22 protein-coding genes are annotated in these 19885 nt (G+C 73.1%); 4 read left to right on the top strand and 18 right to left on the bottom strand.

The features are described from left to right. Positions 1–737, bottom strand: a 737-nt coding sequence (locus G3I53_RS05155; protein WP_164438058.1) for an LLM class flavin-dependent oxidoreductase, incomplete at its 3' end; no start/stop codon positions are given. 136 nt (positions 738–873) lie between these two features. Between G3I53_RS05155 and G3I53_RS05150 the strand changes: the two genes are divergently transcribed. Then, a complete protein-coding gene (locus tag G3I53_RS05150) occupies positions 874–1260 on the top strand; it encodes a DUF192 domain-containing protein (protein WP_164337752.1) in 387 nt (128 codons plus the stop codon). A gap of 40 nt (positions 1261–1300) precedes the next feature. Here G3I53_RS05150 and G3I53_RS05145 read toward each other — a convergent pair whose 3' ends face one another. The 17 genes from G3I53_RS05145 to G3I53_RS05065 all read right to left on the bottom strand — a co-directional run bounded on the left by G3I53_RS05145 (position 1301) and on the right by G3I53_RS05065 (position 16796). Further along, positions 1301–1828 (bottom strand): hypothetical protein, encoded by a 528-nt coding sequence (locus G3I53_RS05145; protein WP_164337751.1) that lies wholly within the window; start codon positions 1826–1828, stop codon positions 1301–1303. Further along, a complete protein-coding gene (locus tag G3I53_RS05140) occupies positions 1825–2616 on the bottom strand; it encodes a hypothetical protein (RefSeq protein WP_164438057.1) in 792 nt (263 codons plus the stop codon). The genes G3I53_RS05145 and G3I53_RS05140 overlap by 4 nt, the downstream gene beginning before the upstream one ends. 84 nt (positions 2617–2700) lie before the next feature. Continuing rightward, positions 2701–5043, bottom strand: coding sequence for a Tox-REase-5 domain-containing protein (locus G3I53_RS05135; RefSeq protein WP_164438056.1), 2343 nt, complete (start codon positions 5041–5043; stop codon positions 2701–2703). 120 nt (positions 5044–5163) lie between these two features. Further along, positions 5164–5814 (bottom strand): OmpA family protein, encoded by a 651-nt coding sequence (locus tag G3I53_RS05130; RefSeq protein WP_164332864.1) that lies wholly within the window; start codon positions 5812–5814, stop codon positions 5164–5166. 7 nt (positions 5815–5821) lie between these two features. Continuing rightward, positions 5822–6400, bottom strand: a complete 579-nt coding sequence (locus G3I53_RS05125; RefSeq protein ID WP_164332863.1) for a hypothetical protein — start codon at positions 6398–6400, stop codon at positions 5822–5824. 33 nt (positions 6401–6433) lie between these two features. Then, a complete protein-coding gene (locus tag G3I53_RS05120) occupies positions 6434–7033 on the bottom strand; it encodes a pilus assembly protein TadG-related protein (protein WP_164332862.1) in 600 nt (199 codons plus the stop codon). Continuing rightward, positions 7033–7230 carry a hypothetical protein gene (locus G3I53_RS05115; protein ID WP_164332861.1) on the bottom strand — a complete coding sequence of 66 codons (198 nt, stop codon included), beginning with the start codon at positions 7228–7230 and terminating at the stop codon, positions 7033–7035. The genes G3I53_RS05120 and G3I53_RS05115 overlap by 1 nt, the downstream gene beginning before the upstream one ends. Positions 7231–7390: 160 nt before the next feature. Continuing rightward, entirely contained in the window at positions 7391–8305 is a 915-nt protein-coding gene (locus G3I53_RS05110) for a response regulator transcription factor (RefSeq protein WP_343239752.1), read from the bottom strand. Between the two features lie 53 nt (positions 8306–8358). After that, positions 8359–9801, bottom strand: a complete 1443-nt coding sequence (locus G3I53_RS05105; RefSeq protein WP_164332859.1) for an ATP-binding protein — start codon at positions 9799–9801, stop codon at positions 8359–8361. A 17-nt stretch (positions 9802–9818) separates the two neighbouring features. After that, positions 9819–10706, bottom strand: coding sequence for a DUF5936 domain-containing protein (locus tag G3I53_RS05100; protein ID WP_164332858.1), 888 nt, complete (start codon positions 10704–10706; stop codon positions 9819–9821). Positions 10707–10728: 22 nt separating this feature from the next. Next, positions 10729–11673 (bottom strand): type II secretion system F family protein, encoded by a 945-nt coding sequence (locus tag G3I53_RS05095; protein ID WP_164332857.1) that lies wholly within the window; start codon positions 11671–11673, stop codon positions 10729–10731. Positions 11674–11684: 11 nt separating this feature from the next. Then, on the bottom strand, positions 11685–13022 hold the full coding sequence (locus G3I53_RS05090; protein WP_164332856.1) for a CpaF family protein: 1338 nt from the start codon (positions 13020–13022) through the stop codon (positions 11685–11687). A gap of 29 nt (positions 13023–13051) precedes the next feature. Continuing rightward, positions 13052–13420 (bottom strand): TadE/TadG family type IV pilus assembly protein, encoded by a 369-nt coding sequence (locus tag G3I53_RS05085; protein ID WP_164332855.1) that lies wholly within the window; start codon positions 13418–13420, stop codon positions 13052–13054. Next, a complete protein-coding gene (locus tag G3I53_RS05080) occupies positions 13413–13832 on the bottom strand; it encodes a pilus assembly protein (protein WP_164332854.1) in 420 nt (139 codons plus the stop codon). Before G3I53_RS05080 ends, G3I53_RS05085 begins: the two co-directional genes overlap by 8 nt. Next, complete coding sequence (locus tag G3I53_RS05075; RefSeq protein WP_164332853.1) at positions 13829–15109, bottom strand: AAA family ATPase; 1281 nt, start codon at positions 15107–15109, stop codon at positions 13829–13831. Before G3I53_RS05075 ends, G3I53_RS05080 begins: the two co-directional genes overlap by 4 nt. Positions 15110–15116: 7 nt before the next feature. Beyond that, positions 15117–15824: a Flp pilus assembly protein CpaB gene (cpaB, locus tag G3I53_RS05070; protein ID WP_164332852.1), complete on the bottom strand. Its 708-nt coding sequence runs from the start codon at positions 15822–15824 to the stop codon at positions 15117–15119. Positions 15825–15941: 117 nt separating this feature from the next. Next, the gene (locus G3I53_RS05065; protein ID WP_164332938.1) at positions 15942–16796 is read right to left on the bottom strand and encodes a hypothetical protein; all 855 of its coding nucleotides are present in this window, start codon (positions 16794–16796) and stop codon (positions 15942–15944) included. Between the two features lie 457 nt (positions 16797–17253). Here G3I53_RS05065 and G3I53_RS05060 point away from each other — a divergent pair, with 457 nt between their 5' ends. The 3 genes from G3I53_RS05060 to G3I53_RS05050 all read left to right on the top strand — a co-directional run bounded on the left by G3I53_RS05060 (position 17254) and on the right by G3I53_RS05050 (position 19758). After that, complete coding sequence (locus G3I53_RS05060) at positions 17254–18966, top strand: glycoside hydrolase family 18 protein (RefSeq protein ID WP_164332937.1); 1713 nt, start codon at positions 17254–17256, stop codon at positions 18964–18966. A 253-nt stretch (positions 18967–19219) separates the two neighbouring features. Further along, on the top strand, positions 19220–19642 hold the full coding sequence (locus G3I53_RS05055; protein WP_164332936.1) for a sigma factor: 423 nt from the start codon (positions 19220–19222) through the stop codon (positions 19640–19642). Continuing rightward, positions 19597–19758 carry a hypothetical protein gene (locus G3I53_RS05050; RefSeq protein ID WP_164332935.1) on the top strand — a complete coding sequence of 54 codons (162 nt, stop codon included), beginning with the start codon at positions 19597–19599 and terminating at the stop codon, positions 19756–19758. Before G3I53_RS05055 ends, G3I53_RS05050 begins: the two co-directional genes overlap by 46 nt. Positions 19759–19885 lie beyond the last annotated feature (127 nt).

The raw sequence follows: 19885 nt of genomic DNA, 5'->3' as shown, positions 1-19885 counted from the left end.
TCCCCGGCGGCACCGAGGTCCGCGTCGGGCGCCGCCCCCTCGGCGTCCAGTTCGGCGCGCACCCGCTCGGCGGCACCGGGGCCGGTGGCGGCGAGCAGGTAGACGACCAGCCGGTGCGGCTCGGCCCGGCGCCCGGCCTCCGCGCGCCCCTCGTCGACGAGACGGCGGGCCCGGCGCACCCCCTCGGCGGAGGTGTTCGCGGTGAGGATGGTGCCGTCGGCGGCCTCCCCGGTGAGCCGGACGGTGCGGGGCCCGGTGCCGCCGGCGAGGACGACGGCGTCCTCGGGCGCCGGCGGCCAGTCCAGGGCAACGTCGTCGAGCCGGACGTACCGCCCGCTGGTCGTCACCCGCTCGCCGCGCAACAGGGCGCGCAGGGCGAGGAGATGCTCGCGGAGCAGCGTCAGCGGCGACTCGGGCCGCGCCCCGACCTGCCCCATCCAGTCCTGCACCCCGTGGCCGACGCCGAGGGTCACCCGCCCGGGGAACATCCGGTGCAGGGTGGCGGCCTCCATCGCGGTGAGCGCCACGTTCCGCAGCGGCACCGGGAGCAGCCCGACACCGACCCGCACCCGCTCCGTCCACGCGAGGACGGCGGCGGCGCTGGTGAGGCCGCCCTCCCGGAAGCAGTCCTCCCACAGCCACAGTTCGCCGAGCCCGGCGTCGTCGGCGGCCCGGGCGACGGACCGGAGGCCTTCGGGGGCCAGCTGGGGGCGGAGCACCGCGCCGAGTGTCGTCATGGGCCGTTCCTACCCGGACCGGGAGACACCGGCAAACGGGTTTCCGCGGCCCGCCCACGCGGGCCGCGCCGTTTCGGCAGAGTGGCAGCCCGGACAGCGACCGCCGGGACGGACGAACGCGGAGAGGGGCGGCAGGGTGGGGCGTTGGAGGGACGGGCGGGGCGAACTGGAGGTCCGGCGGCGGGACGAGGACGGCGGCGGGGTGCTTCGGGTGCCGCTGGAGCTGGCGTGCTCCTACCGGGCGCGCACGCGGGGCCTGCTGGGGCGGGACGCGGTGGACGGCGCAATGCTGCTGTCCCCCGCCGGGAGCGTGCACACCTTCCGGATGCGCATGCCCATCGACGTCGCCTATCTCGACCGGAGGCTGCGCGTCGTCGCCGTGCGCACCATGCCGCCCGGTCGGCTGGGGCGGCCCCGGCTGCGGGCCCGGCACGTACTGGAGGCGGAGGCCGGGGCCATGGAGCGGTGGGGGCTGCGGGTGGGGGCGCGTGTGGCCGTGGTGCTGCCTCCGGCCGGGCCCTGAGGGGGAGGCAAGAGGTGGGGCGGGAGGTGGGGGCGGGAGGTCAGTCCCGCTCCTCCGGCTCCGTCACCGGACGGTCGCTGACCACGCCCACCAGGATCATCGGGGCGTCCGCGTCCGACTGGTTGAGGGAGACCGCGGCCCAGCGGGGGCCGGCCGGCGGCGGCACAGGGACCGGGCCCCAGACCGTCAGGTCGCCGTAGCAGTCCAGGGCGGCCAGGGCCCGCAGCAGCTCCGGGAGGGGCGCGTCCGGCCGGAGCAGCGGGACGCGCATGCTCACTCTCCGGTGCGCGCCCCAGCGGGCGTCCAGGCGCGCGACCAGGGACCGCAGGCGGGCCTCGGCCGCCTCCTCCGCGGCGTTCCACTCCGGCCCGTACACGCCCGTGAGGGAGTCGCCCTCCCAGAGCGGGACGATCAGGAAGCCCTCGCCGCGGGTCGCCGTCCACTCCCCCGTGACCGGCTCGCCCTCCGCGACCGCCGGTCCGGACGCGGGGAGCGGTCCGGTCAGCCGGGTCTCCAGCTCGGCCCGGGCCCGGTCGGGGTCGAAGGGCTCGCCCCGGCGCGCCGTCACAGGGCGGGCCTGTCCATCGGGCGGGGCAGCGGTTCCAGGGCGCCGGCGTCCTTCAACGCCCGGTGGGCCCGGACCACTTCGGCGGTGTCCCCGGGGTCGGCCAGCTCCAGCAGCAGCCCGCCGCCGGGCAGCCGCCTGCCCCGCGCCGCCCACTCCTCGGGCACCAGGGCCGCGCGCCCCGGGGAGAGGTAGGCCACCGGGCCCACGGACGGCGTGCCGGTTCTGAAGCCCGCCTCCTTCTTCAGGGCGGCCGTCACGGCCCGGTCGCCCACGTCCCCGTAGTCCGGGTCCCACGCCTCGGCGACCGCGGCGAGGAGTCCGGCGCCGGGCAGCGGCTCGTCGTCCGGCACCACGAAGGTGGCCACCAGCGACTGGAGCAGGAACTCGGGCGTGCCGCCCGCCAGCCCGGCGACCTCGACCCGCCGGCCGTCGGACGTGTCCGCCAGCAGACGGAGCGAGGTGCCGTCGGCCGCCGACCACCCGTCGTCCTCCTGCGCGGAGCGCACCGCACGGAGCAGGGACTCCCGGAACTCCTCGCCGGGAGCCGCCCGGTCCGGGTGGGGCAGGCGCAGGACGTCGGCGGGGCGGCCGGACGCGGGCACGGTCCGCCAGATGGTCAACGGGCCACCGCCCGCCGGGGCTCCGGGTGCCGTGTCGCTTGCGGGCACTGCTGCTCCCGCGGTGGGGAGGAGCCGGGCGAGGTGTTCCAGGGTCGTGCACCACCGTGCGGCGAGTTCCTCCGCGGACTCCTGCCGTGGGCCCCAGAAGCCCCGCACCACGCGTCGCATACCCTGCCGTCCCCTTCTCCTCCGGACCGGACCGTCCCACCTTAGGTCGCGCGCCGCGCCCCGCCCGGTCAGTCGAACGCCCGGTCAGTCGAACGCCCCGGGTCGCCGCCCGCCGGCCACCGGCTCCGGGGCGCTGTGGACCACCTCGATGTCCAGCCCGGCCTCCTCGAAGGCGTCCCGGGCCGCGTCGGCCACCTCCTCGTTCGAGAAGTGCCACTCGACGTCGTGGCCGCGCGCCGCCTCGGTCTGCCGGCGCGCCTCGGCCAGCAGGCGCTCCCTGCCGGACGGGGTGAGTTCGGTGCGGTCCGCGGTCAGGAAGCTGTCATAACCGTTCTTGGCCTCCAGGAACGTCCGGCGCGAGGAGTCCCAGCCGTCGAACTCCACGTCCGGCACGTCGGGATCGGTGTGCGGGACGACGTACTCGTAGCCGCGCTCGGTGCCGGTGACCTGCTCCTGGTAGCGCAGCCAGGACTCGTTCCGCCAGTTGGGTGCCGGGTTGCGGTCCCGGCTCGCCCAGAAGCCGTCACCGCCGTCGGCGTCACCGTAGGTGCGCGCCCTCAGGTCCGCCGCCCAGTCCGGCGGGTTGTAGTTGCGCGGGTCGGCGGTGTCGCCGTGCCGGGGGCCGGGCCACTGCTTCTTCTGCGCCAGGGCCTGCTCGGCACGGCCGGGTTCCTCGGCCCGCTTGCGCTCCAGGTAGGCCGCCCGCGCGTGCTCGCGGGCCCGGCGCGCCTCTTCCTTCGCCTCCTCGTCGCAGCCGCCCCCGGCGGCCAGGACGACGGGCGGCCCGCCGGCCAGGACGGTGCTGCCCGTGCCGGACCCGCCGAGGAGACCGGGCCCGGACCGCGGGACGCCCCCGTCCCCGCCCCCATAAGGGACCCTGCGGGGCGGTGCGGAGATCGCGCAGCCGGTCCGGCGGGCGGCGTTCTCGGCCTCGTCCGCCGCCTCGTCGGCGCGCCGTGCCGCGTCCTCCAGGGCGTCCAGGTCACCCGCGTCGGCCGCGCGCCGCGCGTCCTGGGCTGCCTCGGCCGCGTTGTCGGTGAGGCGGCTCAGCCTGCCGAGGGTCCCCACCTTCTCGACGATCTTGGCTTCGCCGTAGCCGGGGATGAACAGGGACCCGACGTTCCACAGCACCGTGGTGACGGCGCGGGTGCCGTTGCCGCTGTTCCACTGGTCGGCCACGTCGTCGCCGATGAACGCGTCGTAGAGGACCGTCCCGCCCGTGCTCAGCGAGGCGCCGCCCCAGCCGAGGAGCGCGCCGAGGTGATCGCCGTCGTCCCACTGGTCCCGGGCGCCGGCGGAGTCGCTCCACCAGTCGCTGCCGAGGGAACTGCCGTAGTCCATCAGGCCGTTCCAGGTCTCGACCGGGCTGGTGACGACGTCCCACATCCAGGTGAGGTCGCCCCACACGCCGTCGACGAACAGGCCCCCGCCGAACTGCCCGAGCTGGTCACCGGCGCACCCGAAGAACGCCCCGACGCCGGAGAAACAGCCGTCGCCGTCCCCGTCGGTGTCGGTGCCTTCGGTGTCTTCGGCTGCGGTGGTCGGGTCCTCGTACGGGGGTTCGTCGATCTCGTCCCGGGCGGCGACGGGGTCGGCCGGGTCCAGGGGGGCGGTGGGGTCGGTGGGGTCGGTCGGGGTGGGGGGTTCGCCGGTGGGGGCATCCTCCGTAGCGCCGCCGTCGCCGTCGCCGTCGCCGGGGCCGCCGGGGTTGCCTCCTGTGTCCCCGCCGGTTCCGCCCGCGCCGTCGCCGGTGCCGCCCCCGGCGGTCACGTCGCCCGCGCCCGCGTCGGTGCCGGGTGCCGGGCAGGCCGTGCCGGTGACGCGGCAGACCTCCGCCTGGATGCCGGACAGGATCTGTGCGCCCAGACCGCTGACGACCAGTGCGAGGACGATCGCGGCGACGACCGTGATCAGCCCCGCGTACTCCACCGCCGTCTGGCCCTCGTCCCGCCGGCCCCAGCGGATCATGCGGCGCAGGGAGAACGGGCGACGGACCGCGCGCTCGGAGCCGGCCGACCGGTACCAGTCCCGGCTCTCGCGCCGGGCCAGGAAGCACAGGACCAGGACCGGCAGGAGGAGCTGCACCACGCCCTTGAGCGACCCGCCCGCGAGGTTCGCGACCGCTCCCAGGACGAGCCACACCTGCACCGCCGCCAACGCCGCCAGGACGCGCGGCCCGCCGTCGTGGCGGGTGCGCCGGGCCAGCCACCAGCCGAGGACGCCCGGGGCTGCGGCGTAGGCGGTCAGGGCGAGGACGACCCCGTCGAGGGCGTCGTACGCGCTCGCGGTGAGCAGCAGCCCGAGGCCGCCCACCACGGTGACGGCGAACAGCGCGTGGACAAGGAACAGGGCCACGGCGAGCGGCCTCGGCAGTCCCCGGCGCCCCGCGTCCACCGCCGGTCCCACCGCTCCCCCCGCCGCCGCCATGCCCACTCCCCCTCACCTCCCCGCCGGGAGGACGCGTTCATGTCAGGGGGAGCGTAGGGAGGGGACGGCGGGGCGGCATGGGCCCGAGGGCCCAAAGGGGAGCTCAAAGCGGCGCTGTGGCTACGACCCGTTCTCCGAGCGTGGGAAGGACACCTCGACCCTCCGGTTCTTCTTGCGGCCGGCCTCCGTCGAGTTGTCGGCGATGGGGTACTGCTCGCCGTAACCGCGCACCTCGTAGGTGACGTTGGAGTCGTTCAGCTCCTGCCCGAGGACGCTCTGCACGGCGTTCGCCCGCTTGCGGGACAGCACATCGCCGTGCGCGGACGAACCGAGGTTGTCCGTGAAGCCGAAGACACGGATCTTCGTCGCGTTCTGCGCCTTGATCTCCTGCGCGATCGTGGAGATGCGGGACTTGGCCTGTGCGCTGAGCTTCGCGCTGTCCTTGGGGAACAGGACCTCGGCCTGGAGCGCGAACTTCACGTCGGAGTTGGTGTCCTCACGACGCTCGTCACCGCTCTGGTCTTCGACGACCTGCTTGATGTCGAGGACCTTGGGCTCCGCCAGGGTGGCGCCGTCGGGGAGCTTCAGGTCGGGGTCGTTGGGGTCCAGCTCCACGGGCGCGGAGGCGGTGGCTTCGGTGCCCGGGGGGACGCTGGGGGCGTCGTCGGCCACGGCGGGAGGACCGCCCAGCACGCTGGCCACAACCAGCGTCGCAGCGGCCGTGACCGCAGCGGAGAACCGCGCGCGCGTCACGGTAGGAGTCGTCGTCATGCCGACCTCACCCGGCGATCTCGATGACACCAGCCGAGAACATGGGCAGCTGGAACGTCAACTCGGTCGTCTCTGCGGGGGGCGCCGGGAACTGCATGAAGACGGGCAAGGTCTCACCCGCCTTCAGATTCGGAAAGTTGGTAGTGGTCAGAGGCCGTCCATCCGTGTCCCGCAGCACGTAGTAGCGCTTCTTGCCCTTGGAATCCACCAGAGTGGCACCGCCGAGCGACCTGCCGTTCCGAATGATTTCCGTCTCGTTTCCGCTCAGCTGAGCGGGCACCACGGCGACCTTGCTGCCATCATTCTTCAACTCGCCACTGACGGTGAGAAAGCCGCCCGAGTCAGTCTCCGTACCAGTGATCCGCAGCATGAGCCCGGAAGGGCCCTTCAACTCAGCGAGGGGCTCCGACGACTGCCCCTCTTGCGGGCTCGGGGCGGATCCACCCCCCTTGGAAGCAGAGGCCGAGGATTCCCGCTTACCGTCATCCCCCCCGCCACTGCACGCAGCTGCCCCCAAGGACAGTCCAGCTGCAAGGGCCAGCGCGACCATCCCCCTGCAGGCCCGCCTCGTCAACTGATTGCTCATACCTCTGCTTCCTCTTCGCTCGTCGCTCGTCTGTCAGTCGGCCAGGTGGACATCGAAGAGGTCCTCGGGCTGCGGAAGCAGCTCCCTGGGGTCCTTCGGATCCAATGTCCATGTCGTGCCTTCGCACTTGAGTGACGGCAGAGCGTCGTCCTCAGCGCCCTCAGGCAGGGGATCGAATGTGCAGCGGGAGTCGATCACGGCAGTAGCTGACTCACGGGATCGGTAGTCCTCGGTGCCCGGCACGATGGACTCACCCACGGTCTGGTTCGTCTCTACCTCGACCGTGTAGTCCAGAAGCCCTTCCGATGTGCAACTCAAGACTGTCGCGTCGTTCTGCGCCGCGAGTTGCTCCGCGCGGGCACACGACAGCCCGAATCCTTCGGCTTCACCGTTGAAGATGCCCATCCATGCTGCCGGGTCCTCGAGATGGGTCACCCACGCATCCGTGAGCGCGTCCCGTCGGTCCTGCGCTGCCGCTAATGCTGCAGCGTCTGCCGCGGTCTGCGCATCGTTCCGGTTCGCCGCGGCCTGGCCGACCGCAAAGTACGCGAACGCGAGGAAGAGCAGGCCCCCCACTACAACGATGTAGATGGGGAAAGCCTGCCCTGCGTCGCCGAAACTACGGGGCCTCATCAGCCTCCGGTGACCTCCGCGATTTGCTCGGTGATCGCGGTGTAGATCGACTGCCCGATGTCCGTCCCCGTGATGGCCAGCACGATCGCCACGACCACCGCGATGATGCCCAGGTACTCCACCGCCGTCTGGCCCTTGTCGTTGCGGGCCGTGCGGGACTGGAGGTACCTGACCGTGGTGTTGATCCAGTTGCTCATGGTGTTCCCCTCCGGCTGACGCGATGGCGGCCCCCGGTGCGGGGCCGCGTTCGACATGAGCAACGTACGGCGGATTTCCGGATGCGCCAGAGGGCCCCTGGGCCCAAATGCGGGCCCAATCACGGATGCTGCGCCTCTTCTCCCCTGTCCTCACCGCAGGTCACCCCACCCCTCGGTCCGTGCCGGGTGCCGTGCCGAGCCACTTCGCGGCGGCCTCGGAGCGGCTGGTGCTGTGGAGCTTGGCGAAGATGCGGTTGATGTGGTTCTTGACCGTCTTCTCGCTGATGAAGCAGGCGGCGGCGATCTGCTGGTTGTTCATGCCGGACGCGATGAGGTCCATGATCTCCGCCTCCCTTGCGCTCAGTCGGTACCTCGACCTGTCGGGAGCGGCCGGGCGGCCGCTTGTCCACCCAGACGACGACTGTGCCACATCCGGTTGCAGTTGCGAAAGGTTTTCCGCAGAAGTAGGTGGGGGTGGAGCCGGCGGAAGGCCGAACGGCCGCCACCAACGCTCCCCTTGAGGGTGACCGGCCGATTCGCCCGATGTGCCCTCCCCATGTGCGATCGCACTCGTCGCCCCCAGCCCGTCCGGCAGGGCAACGCTCGCCGTCGCCGTCTCCCGCAGCTGCGCCAGCAGTGCCCCCGCCGCCGTCGGCGTGAAGTGCGGGCGGCCGGCCCTGATGTCCCGGACGGCGGTGACCAGTTGGTCGGCGGTGAACTCGCCGTGGACGAGGTAGCCGCCCGCTCCCCGGCGCAGCGCCTCCTGGACGATCTCCGCCTCTCCGCTGTACGTGAGCATCACGACGGGGGCGATGCCGACCAGGTACGGAAGGGCGGAGATGCCGTCGACTCCGGGCATGCGGACGTCGAGCAGGACGACGTCGGGGCGGTGGGCGTGGGCGGCTTCGCAGGCTTCTCTGCCGTCGGCGGCTTCGGCCACGACGGTGATGTCGTCGCGGCCGGAGAGCAGGGCGGTCAGGCCGGCCCGGACCACCGGGTTGTCGTCGGCGACGACGATCCGGAGGGTGGCGGGCGGCGAAGGGACGGCCTGGAAGGGGCTGGGCGGCGGCTGCACGGTGCGGCCTCCTCTGCGGGGGTGGTGGGGGGTCCGGGGCGGCGCGGGCACGGTCATCGGGTCGTCGCCTCCCGGGGGGTGGCCGTCAGGGCGGCCAGGGGGAGCTCGACGCGGACTTCCGTGCCGTGGGTGCGGGTGCCGCGGCCGATGCGGATGCGGGCGCCGACGGAGGCGGCGCGTTCGACCATGCCGATGAGGCCGAAGTGGCCGGTGCGGCGCAGCTGTTCGAGGTCGGTGCCGGGCGGGAGGCCGCGGCCGTCGTCGTGGACGCTGATGCGGAGCAGGCCGCCGTGGACGCCCGCGAGGACCTCGACCCGGGTCGCGCCGGCGTGGCGGTGGGCGTTCTCCATGGCCTCCGCGGCGATGGTGAGGAGCTGTCGGGCGACGGCCGGGGGGACGGGCGGGGCGGCGGGGCCGCCGGTGGGCCGGCAGGTGGCGGTCAGTCCGGTCCGGGTGTGGAAGTCGTGTGTGCGGGCGGCGAGTTCGGTCAGGACGTCGGTGCCGTGGCCGGGGTCGGACTCGCGGCGCAGGTCGGCGAGGAGTTCGCGGGATTCGGCGGCGGCGCGGCGGGCGGAGCGGGCGACGAGTCCGGACTGCTGCCGGACGCGGGCGGCGTCGATGTGCGGGGCGGCCGCCGAGCGGGTGAGTCCGTCGGCGGCGAGGGCCACGCCGTGCAGGGTCTTGGCGACGGAGTCGTGCATCTCGCGGGCGAGGCGGGCCCGTTCCGCGCTGACCGCTTCGGTGACGGCGAGGCGGGCCCGCATCTCGGTGAGGGCGCGGGTGGCCTGGGTGAAGCGGAGCATGAGCTGGCGCAGGGAGGATCCGGCGGCGCCCGCGACGACGCACAGGCCGGGCAGGAGCAGGGCTTCCGCGGGGCCGGTGTGCGGGTTGTCGAGGGTGGCGTGGACGAGGAGGAGGACGAGGCCCTGGAGGGAGGCGAAGACGGCGGCCGTGCGCCAGCCGTAGATGAGGCCGGCCAGGAACGGGGTGCAGACGCTGACGTAGGCGAGGGTGGAGCCGGGGCCGGCGGAGACCAGGAGCAGGGCGCCGAAGAGGGTGTCCAGGGCGAGCAGGGTGGGGTGGCGCAGCAGGAGGGGGCCGAAGCGTTCCCAGTCGCGGAAGAGGGCGTAGGACGCCATGAAGGTGACGACGACGGCGCCGGCGACCAGGCGGGTGCCCCAGCCGGGGGCGGCGTTGAGGAGGGCGGCGGGGGCGGCGAGGGCGATCATGGCCAGGCGGAAGCCGAAGACCTGGCGGCACAGGGCCTGGAGGGCGTTGACCTGGAGGTCGACGGTCGGGGCCGGCCCGGCGTCGGGCGGCTGCTGGGCGGGTCCGGGCGCGGGCCGGGGCAGTCGCGGGGTCGCCGAGGTGACCGGGACGTCGGGGGCGCCGGTGCGGGCGTGGTCGGGGAGGACCGTGCCCGCGGGCGGGGTGGTGATCTCGGCGGAGCGGGGCCGGCGGCGCAGGCGTGCGGCGCGTTCCCTGGTCGTCGTCATGGCACCGGCCCCTTTTCCTACTCGCCCGTGAGGGAGCCGAAGTCGGTGCCGGAGCCGAGGAGCAGGCCGGCGCCGAGCAGGATCATGGTGGCCGGGACCATGAACGTGGTGATCATCATGGTGGCCTTGGGGACCGCGCGGGCGGCCTTGCGGCGGGCGTTCTGCGCGTCGGTGCGGCGCATGTCCTTGGCGAGGGACACCAGCGTGTCGACGATGGGCGCGCCGAGTTCCTCGCCCTGCTGGAGGGCGGTGACGAACATGGCGACCTGTTCGGAGTCGTTGCGGCGGCGCAGTTCGGCGAAGGCCTCGCGGCGGCTCATGCCGAGGTCCATCTGGCGCAGCGTGATGCGCAGTTCGTCGGCCCAGGGTCCCTCGTAGCGGGAGGAGACGCGGTCGAGGGCCTGGCGGAAGCCGAGACCGGCGCTCACCACGACCGCCAGCACGTCGAGGAAGTCGGGCAGGGTGCGTTCGATGACGTCCTTGCGGATGCGGATCGCGGACCAGATGCCGACCTCGGTCCAGAACGCGCCGAAGGCGAGCAGCAGCAGCGCCACGAAGGGCTGGCCGCGCAGCAGGAAGACGAGGAAGCCGGTGAGGCCGAGGGCGCCGTAGACGGCGCGGCGGGCGGCGTAGCGGTCGATGGTGAGGCCGCCGGGGTTGCCCGCGAGGTCGATCTTCCGGCGGTACTTGGCGACCTGCTTGGGGCCCATGAGGCGCAGCACGGCGGGGGCGTAGCGCATGCCCATGCGGTCGACGAGGGAGTCGACGGCGCCGGTGCGGGTGGCGCCGACCTCCAGGGCGAGGACGAGGTCGCCGGGCAGTTTGGCCTCGGCGCGGTACATGCGGATGCCGGCGAAGACGCCCCAGACGCCGAGGCCCATGAGCAGGGCGAGCAGCAGTGCCACGTCGGTCAGCCTCCTTCGGCGCTCAGACGTCGATGCGGGACAGGCGGCGGATGAGGAGGAAGCCGACGGCGTACAGCCCGAAGGCGACGATCACCGCCGTCTGGCCCACCGGGGAGCCGGTCATGCGTTCCAGGGCGCCGTCCTTCACGCCGTTCATCAGGAACAACGAGCCGATGCCCAGGGCGGGAACGGCGTAGGAGGTCATGCTCACCTGGGACAGCTGGGTGCGGACCTCGCGTCGGGTCTCCTTGCGTTCCTCCAGGGTCTCGGTGAGGTTGCGCAGGGCGCTCACCACCTGGCCGCCGGCCCGGTTGGACAGGACGAGGGTGGTGACGAGGACGACGAGTTCACGGGAGGGGAGCCGGTCGGCGAGTTCACCGAGGGCGTCGTCCATGGAGGCGCCCATGGCGAGCTGGTCGGCGACCTTGGCGAGTTCCTCGCCGGCCGGCGCCTCCAGTTCCTCGGCCGCCATGCCGATGGCGGTGCGCAGGGCGAGGCCGGCCTGGGTGGCGTTGGCGAGGATGCGGGCCAGTTCGGGAAGCTGGTTGATGAACTTCTCGATGCGTTTCTGGCGTTGCCAGGTGAGGAACTGCAGGGCCGCCCAGACGCCGACGAGTCCGGCGAGCGGGCCGAAGAAGGGCGCGAGGGTGGCCTGGCCGACGAGCCAGAGTCCGGCGACGGTGGCGAGCATGGCGGCGGTGAACTCGCCGGGGGTGATGTCCAGGCCGGTGGCGAGCAGGCGCAGTTCCAGTCTGCGGCCGAGCCGGGTGCGGCGCAGGCGCCGGTCGAGGGTGGGGAAGTGGCGCCGGCGGCCGGGCGGGTGGATCTGTCCGGTGGCCGAGAGCCGGTCGACCAGGGCCTGCCGCTGTGCCCTGCCGGTGGCATAGGAGTGCACGCCGACGACCGCGAGGACGCAGGTCAGCAGGGCGACGCCGGTGGTCAGCGTGATCAGGTTCTGCAGATCCATGGGGACGGTTCCTACCTGGCTTCTCGGGTGGCGAGCTGGTCGGCGTGCTGGGCCACGCCGAAGGCCTGCGGGAGGGGCTGGCCGGCCATGTAGAGGCGTTCGGCGGTGCGGCGCGGGAGCGGGTAGTGGCCGTAGGTGCCGTGGATGCGGCCGTCGTTCGTCATCGGCTGGGCGTTGAAGCGGGCGACGGTGGCCAGCCGGTACGGTTCGCCGCCGTGGCTCTCCAGGAGGGCGATCTCGGTGATGCGGCGGGCGCCGTCGGCGAAGCGGGTGAGCTGGACGAGGACGTCGACGGCGCTGTTGATCTGGTCGTGCAGGGCCACGAAGGGGATCTCGACGTCGGACATGGAGGCGAGGGTCTGCAGGCGGGTGAGGGCGTCCTCGGCGCTGTTGGCGTGGACGGTGGCGAGGGAGCCGTCGTGGCCGGTGGACATCGCCTGGAGCATGTCGAGGGACTCGCCGCCGCGGACCTCGCCGACGACGATGCGGTCGGGGCGCATGCGCAGCGAGTTGCGCACCAGGTCGCGGATGGTGACCCGGCCCTTGCCCTCCACGTTGGGCGGGCGGGACTCCAGGCGGATGACGTGGGGCTGCTGGAGCTGGAGTTCGGCGGAGTCCTCGATGGTGATGATGCGTTCGCCCTCGGGGATGAGGCCGGACAGGGCGTTGAGGAGGGTCGTCTTGCCGGTGCCGGTGGCGCCGGACACGATGATGTTGAACCGTGCCTGCACCAGGCCGGCGAGCAGGTACAGCATGTGCTCGTCGAGCGAGCCGAGGCCGATGAGCTCGTGCAGGGTGAAGGAGCGCGGGAAGCGGCGGATGGTGAGGACGGCGCCGGTCAGCGACAGGGGCGGGATGATGACGTTGACGCGTTCGCCGGACGGCAGGCGGGCGTCGACCATCGGGTTGGACTCGTCCACGCGGCGGTTGACGGTGGACACGATGCGTTCGATGGTCTGCATGAGCTGGTCGTGGGAGGCGAAGCGCAGGGGCAGCTGCTCGACCCGGCCGGCCCGCTCGACGAAGACGGCGTCGGGCCCGTTGACCATGATCTCGGTGATGGAGGCGTCCTCCAGGAGGGGTTCCAGGATGCCGAGTCCGAGGGCCTCGTCGACGACCCGGCGGATGAGCTGGGAGCGCTCCACGGTCGACAGCACGGGGCCCTCGCGGCTGATGATGTGCCCGAGGACCCGCTCCAGCCGCGCCCGGCGGTCGGCGGTGGCCAGCGAGCTCATCTCCGCGAGGTCGATCTCCTCCAGGAGCTTGGCCCGGTAGGAGGCGACCAGGTGGCCGTCCTCGCCCCGGTTGCCGCTCTCCTCGGGGGAGTTGATGCGTGCCCGCAGACTCATTGGTCGGGTGCTCCGTCCTGTTCCCGGGGTCAGTGGTCGACCGGCATGGTGGCGGTCCGGCGGGCGGGGCCGAAGTCCCAGCCGGGGACGATCGACGGGATCTCGACCGTGGCGGTGACGGTGACCTCGTCGCCGCCCTCCGCCTCCCCGCAGTCCGTGCCGTCCGCCAGCCAGGAGCTGACGGCGGCCGTGCAGGCCCCCTGGGCACCCCGGTCGAGGGAGGCGCTGCGCGCCCCGGCGCGGGCGGCGGTGCCGGCCTGCTGGGCGGTGTAGGCGACCAGGCCGAGCTGGACGGCGGCCATGGCGACGATGATCAGCACGGGCAGGAAGCCGAGGTACTCGAGGGCCACCTGGCCCCGGTCGCGGCGCGCGCGCCGGGCGTACGGTGTGTCAGTCACCGGTGTCCTCCTCGACCGCGCCCGCGTGTCCCGTCACCTCGAAGGGGAAGGAGGCCGTGCCCGGGAAGAGGATCGGCACGTTCAGCCGCACGTCGGCGGTGACGATGCCGCCGCCCCCGCCGCAGGTCACCGACGCTCCGCCGCGCCACGCGCCGGGCAGCTTGTCCAGTCCGGCCTCCTCGCAGGGGCCGCCGCGGGCGCCCGGTGCGGTGGCGGTCGCCGCGCGGACCGCCTCGTCGGCCGCGTTCCCGGCGAGCGTGAAGGTGTAGCCGACCAGGACGAGCTGCCAGAGCACCACCAGCGTGACCAGGATGGCCGGGAGCATGCCGAGGAACTCGATGGTGACCTGGCCCCGGTCCGCCGTGCGGCGGCCGGTCCGGTGACGTGCTCGCGGTGACGCCCGCATCCTCATCCCCCTTGTCCCGCCTGCTTCCCCGGTGTGCCGTGCTCCTTGCGTCGGCGGAAGCCGACCGCGCCGCGGTCGCCGCGCAGCCGGCCCGCCCGGTGGGCGCCCTCGGTGGGCTTGACCAGGCCGAGTTCGCCGGCCAGCCCCCACAGGGCCTGTTTGACGGTGCTCTTGGCCTCCAGTTCGTGCACGCGTCCGGCGTCCACGACGCCCTGGAGTTCCTTGAAGTGGGCGGGGACGGCGGTGGCGGCGACGGCGGTGCCGGTGATCCGCTGGATGAGCGCCGGCTGGATCTCCGTGCTGCGGGTGTGCCGGTTGACCACCACGGTGGTCTCCTCCGCCTTGCGGATCTGCAGCCGGTCCCACATGCGGACGGCCCGTTTGGCGCCGCGCACGGCGATCACGTCCGGGGTGGTGACGAGCAGCGCGGTGTCGGCCATCTCGACGGCGGCGGCGCCCGCGCCGCCGAGCTGGGCGCCGCAGTCGATGACGACGATCTCGTAGCGGGAGCGCAGGGCGCTGACGATCTGCCGGGTGGCCCGGTCGGTGACGTCCTCGCCGCGTTCGCCCTCGGCGGGGGCGAGCAGCAGGGCGACGCCGGTGTCGTGGCGGAAGACGGCGTCGGCGAGGACGCGGGGCGAGATGTCGGTGATGCCGGCGAGGTCGACGACGGAGCGGCGGAACTGGACGTCCAGGTAGGAGGCGATGTCGCCGGTCTGCAGGTCCATGTCGACCAGGGCGGTGCTGCGGCCGGACGCCTGGGCGGCGAGGGCGAGCTGGACCGCGGTCAGGGTGGTGCCGACGCCTCCTTTCGCGCCGCTGACGGTGACGACCCGCCCGCCGACGCCGGTGAACACGTCGACGCCCGCGCCGAGGTGACGGCGGACGCCGGTGGACCACTGGGCGACGGCCTGGACCCGGCTGGCGAGTTCCTCGTAGCCGAGCGGCAGGGCGACCAGGCCGCGGGCGCCGTAGTCCATGGCGGCCTGGAAGAGGCCGGGGCTCGCGTCGGAGGTGACGAGGATGACGCCCACCGCGGGGAAGCGCAGGGCGACTTCGCGGATCAGCTCCAGCGCGGGGACGGGGCCGATCCGCTCGTGCACGACCACGACCTCGGGCAGTTCGTCGACGGATTCGGCGGCCAGGCGCGCGAGGGTGTCGACGAGCTGGGTGGAGTCGGCCACCGGGGCCACCGGTTCGGCGTCCGGGAGCTGGCTGAGCAGTGTGGTGAGGGAACGAACCGCGTCCGCGTCGCCGACTGCCGGGAGGATCCTCGTGGGCATGCGGCTCTCACTTGTCCTTCGCGAGTTCGTACGTCCGGTCCTTCTCGGGCACGGTGGTGTCGCCGCCGGGGGCGACCAGCGCGAGGCGGACCCGCTGGGCGAACGACTCGGCGTAGGTGATGCGCTGGGCGTCGATGGCGGACAGGGCGAAGGTGATCGGGACGGCGTCGGTGGGACGGCGGCGCCGGTCGTCCCCGTCGGGTTCGAGGGCGGTGATCCGGCCCACGTCGAGGACCTTGGCGTTGGTGACGATGATCTTCGACTGGGCGGGGTCGCCCTCGCGTTCGCCGTCGAAGGTGGCGTAGACGTTCACCGCGGAGCCGGGGGTGATCTTGCCGGCCACGCCGGTCGCCGCGTCGATCATGATGGCGACCTCCTGCTGTCCGGGCTGGAGGGCGGGCTGGTCCACGATCATGTCGGTCTGGAGCAGGGAGCCCTTGCGCAGGGTGGTGACGGCGATCTTGCCGCGGATGTCGCCGAGGTCGGTGACGGCGTTCTCCGACAGCCACCGCTCGGGCATCCGGATCTTCTCGAACTGGCCCGTACTGAGCGCGGTGTAGGGCGGGACGTCGGACGTCAGCCGGTAGGCGGTGACCTCGGGGCCGACCTTCGACTTCACGTCGTTGATGACGGAGAGGACGCCGGCGAAGGCACCGAGGGCGCACAGGACCGACAGGAGCAGGAGTATCACGCCGCGGCGCTGACGGGAGTTCATGAACCGTGCAACCTCATTGGGGGTGAGCGGTCGGGCGGGACCGGATGCGGTGGTCGGTCGGGGGACGGCGGGGCCGGCCGGGCCGGGCCGGGCGCGGGGCCGGTGCGCGGGCCGGGCTCATGGGCGCTGGGCGAGGGCCCGCCCGGCGGCGTGGCTCCCCGGCGGGCCGTCGTGGGCGGGTGGAGTGGCCGAACAGAACACGCAGCGGTCGCCGATGACGTCGATGCCGCACCAGTGGCAGGTGCCGCGCCGCACGGACGTGACCAGCTGGTAGAGGACGGACAGGTCGGGCAGGAAGGTGCAGAACTCGATCAGCCTGCCGGTGCCCCACCAGCCCGGGGAGCCGGCGGGCAGCGCCGTCTCGTGCAGTCCCTGCACCCGCCAGGCGGGGGCGAGGGTGGCGGTGACCCAGTCGGACGGGAGCTGCCCCTTGGCGGTGAGCATCCAGGTGTCGAACTCGGGTCCGTCCAGGGCGGCTTCCGGGCCGATCCGGACGAGCTGCGGCTGGGGGTGGGCGAGGACGGCGAACTGAGTGCCGGGCATCCAGGACCTGGCGTGCTGCTTGAGGTCGACGGGGACGCGGTCCAGGCGGGCGACCGAGCCCAGCAGGGCCCCGGCGTGCAGGTAGTGGACGAGGAGGCGGCCGGCCGAGGCGAGCACCCCGGGGCCGAGGTCGCAGGAGGCGAGCTGGCGCAGCTGCCGGGCCAGGACGGCCACGGCGAGGGGTGGCAGGTCGGGCCGGAAGAGGGCGATGCGGTCGCTCTCCAGCAGGGAGCGCAGGGTGTGCAGCCGTCGCCGGACCCGGGTGGGCGCGGCCTGCGGGCACACGACGATGACGTGTCCGTGGTGCTCGACGAGCAGCTGTAACTCGCCGAGGAGTTCGTCGAGCGGCCGGGTGTCGAGGTCCCGGAGCACCACGGCGGGCAGCGTGCGGTCGTCGTGTGGCGGCAGTGCCAGGTCGGCACTGGTCACGGCAATGGCGGTTGGCACGCGCAGCTCCCCGTTCTCCCCATGCCCGTCGGCCCATCGGGGGTTACTCCGATGCACCCTGGTGACTTCACTGCGTGACTACCTCAGCACTGTAACCACGGCGCTGTGACCGGAGAACAGCGTTTGGTCAGCTGAACGGCAACTTGTGCCGCACAAGCCGCGCCAAACCGGGGCAGGTTGAGCATCTCGCCGGTACGGATTCCGACCGTACGGGGCGCGGTCCGTCGCCGGACCGGGCCGGATGCGACAGGAATTCGGCGCCCGAGTGGCTCCGGACCCATTGACAAGGCGATTGGTCTGGACCAACTTGTAGCTCCAGTACGAACGGTGGCCACCGTCGCTGTCCCTCCCCCCACTCCGTCCTCTCCTCGCTCCTCCTTCTTCCCCCTCCCCCGGACTTCCCCCTTCTCCCCTCCCCCACTCCCCACCGGAGGCCCCAGTGGACCGCGCACCACGCAGCACCCGACGCAGCAGACGCATCTGGGCCGGAGCCGTCGTCTCCGCCCTCGCCCTCACCTTCGCGGGCGTGGGCGCGGGCCAGGCGTCGGCGGCCGACGTGAACAACGCCCGCAACGCCGGGTTCGAGGCGGGCCTGAGCAACTGGACCTGTTCCGCGAACAGCGGCACCACCGTCTCCTCGCCCGTGCACGGCGGCACGGCCGCGCTCCAGGCCACCCCGGCCGGACAGGACAACGCCCGCTGCAGCCAGACCGTCCCGGTGAAGCCGAACTCCACGTACCAGCTGAGCGGCTGGGTGCGCGGCGGCTACGCCTACCTCGGCGTGACCGGCACCGGCACCACGGACGTGTCCACCTGGACCCCGGACTCCGCCGCCTGGAAGCAGCTGTCCACCAGCTTCACCACCGGCTCCGGCACCACCTCGGTGACGGTCTACACCCACGGCTGGTACGGCCAGCAGCCGTACTACGCCGACGACCTGTCCGTCTTCGGCCCCGACGCGGGCGGCGGCGACGGTGAACCCGAGCCGACCGTGCCCGGCACCCCGGGCGGCCTGGCCGTCTCGGGCACCACGGCCTCCTCGGTGTCGCTGTCCTGGAACACGGTCTCGGGCGCGACCGGCTACACCCTCTACCGCGACGGCACGAAGGTGACGGCGGTGTCGGGCACCTCGGCGACCGTGACCGGGCTGGCCGCCTCGACGTCGTACTCCTTCCAGGTCGCGGCGAGCAACGCGGCCGGCGAGTCCCCGAAGTCGGCGGCGGTCACGGCCCGCACCAAGGACCAGGACGGCGGCGGGGGCGGTGACCTGCCCCGGCACGCGGTGACCGGCTACTGGCAGAACTTCGACAACGGCGCCGCCGTGCAGCGCATCTCGGACGTGCAGGACCAGTACGACATCATCGCGGTCGCCTTCGCGGACGCCACGGGCACGCCCGGCGCCGTCACCTTCAACCTGGACACGGCCGGCCTGAACGGCTACACCGTCGCCCAGTTCAAGGCCGACGTCCGCGCCAAGCAGGCCGCCGGCAAGAAGGTCATCATCTCGGTCGGCGGCGAGAAGGGCACCGTGTCGGTGAACGACGCGGCCTCGGCGACGAACTTCGCCAACTCGGTGTACGCGGTGATGCAGGAGTACGGCTTCGACGGCGTCGACATCGACCTGGAGAACGGCCTCAACGCCACCTACATGACCCAGGCGCTGCGGGCGCTGTCCGCGAAGGCGGGCCCGTCGATGATCCTCACCATGGCCCCGCAGACCATCGACATGCAGTCGACGTCCAACGCCTACTTCCGGACCGCGCTGAACGTGAAGGACATCCTCACGGTCGTCAACATGCAGTACTACAACAGCGGTTCCATGCTGGGCTGCGACGGCAAGGTCTACCATCAGGGCTCGGTGGACTTCCTGACCGCGCTGGCCTGCATCCAGCTGGAGAACGGCCTCGACCCGTCCCAGGTGGGCCTCGGCCTCCCGGCCTCCACCCGGGGAGCGGGCAGCGGCTACGTCTCCCCGTCCGTCGTCAACAACGCCCTCGACTGCCTGACCCGGGGCACGAACTGCGGCACCTTCAAGCCGTCGAAGACGTACCCGGGCCTGCGCGGGGCGATGACCTGGTCCACCAACTGGGACGCCACCGCGGGCAACGCCTGGTCCGACGCCGTCGGCCCGCACGTCCACGCGCTGCCGTAACCCCGCCCCCGTCCGGCCCGCCGGACAACGGCCCGCGCCCCCGTCCACCGTGCTGTGGACGGGGGCGCGGGGACGTGCGGCCCGGGCAGATCCTCCCCGGGCACCCCTACTTGAGGTGGACGAGACCGTCCGTGGTGACGGCCGGGCGCCCCTTGGTGCCCACGACGACGATCTTGACCGTGTGCTTGGCGCTCGCGCGTCCCACCGATCAATGAGGTGAGAGCGGCGGGGGCGAGCCCGAGGGGGCGCACGGATGGGGTGGGGCGGTTCGGTGGACGGCTACGGGGATTTCGCGACCGCGCGGGCCGGTCACCTGTACCGGTCGGCGTGCCTGCTCACCGCCGGGGACACCCATCTCGCCGAGGACCTCGTGCAGGAGACCCTCGGCCGGGTCTACGTCCGCCGGGGGCGGGTGTCCCGGGCGGACAACCCGGCCGGCTACGCGCAGACCGTGCTCACCCGCGCGTACCTCGCCCACCAGCGGCGGCGCAGCAGCACGGAGCGGTCGACCGCCGTGTTCCCCGAGCCGCCGGCGTCCGGCGCCGACGACCCGTCCCTGCGGCTCACCCTGCTCGACGCCCTCGCCCGGCTGCCCGCGAAGGACGGGAGAAGGGCGCGGAGGGTGTCGTCATGTGGACCGTCGACACCCTGCGGCCGGACGGCGGCCGGGTCGTGATCAGCGCCTTCGACTCCGGTTCCCGGCACGAGAACGCCACCCCCGCCACCCCCGCCCTGACGATGAAGGAGCTCCGGGCGGTCGCCCTGGCCCCGGAGTGGGACGCGCTGCGGTGAACGTCCGGCCGCCGGCGCCGTCCTGAGGCTCCGCCAGGAACCGGCGGCGGCTCCCTCGTCCGGCGGCCGCCGGGTCCGTCACCCCGCACCCACCTTCTTGACCTGATCATGTCATGCCCCGACCATG

The sequence above is a fragment of the Streptomyces sp. SID14436 genome (genome assembly GCF_010548465.1).
Classification (GTDB): Bacteria; Actinomycetota; Actinomycetes; order Streptomycetales; family Streptomycetaceae; genus Streptomyces.
This window is presented reverse-complemented; position numbering and strand designations above follow the sequence as displayed.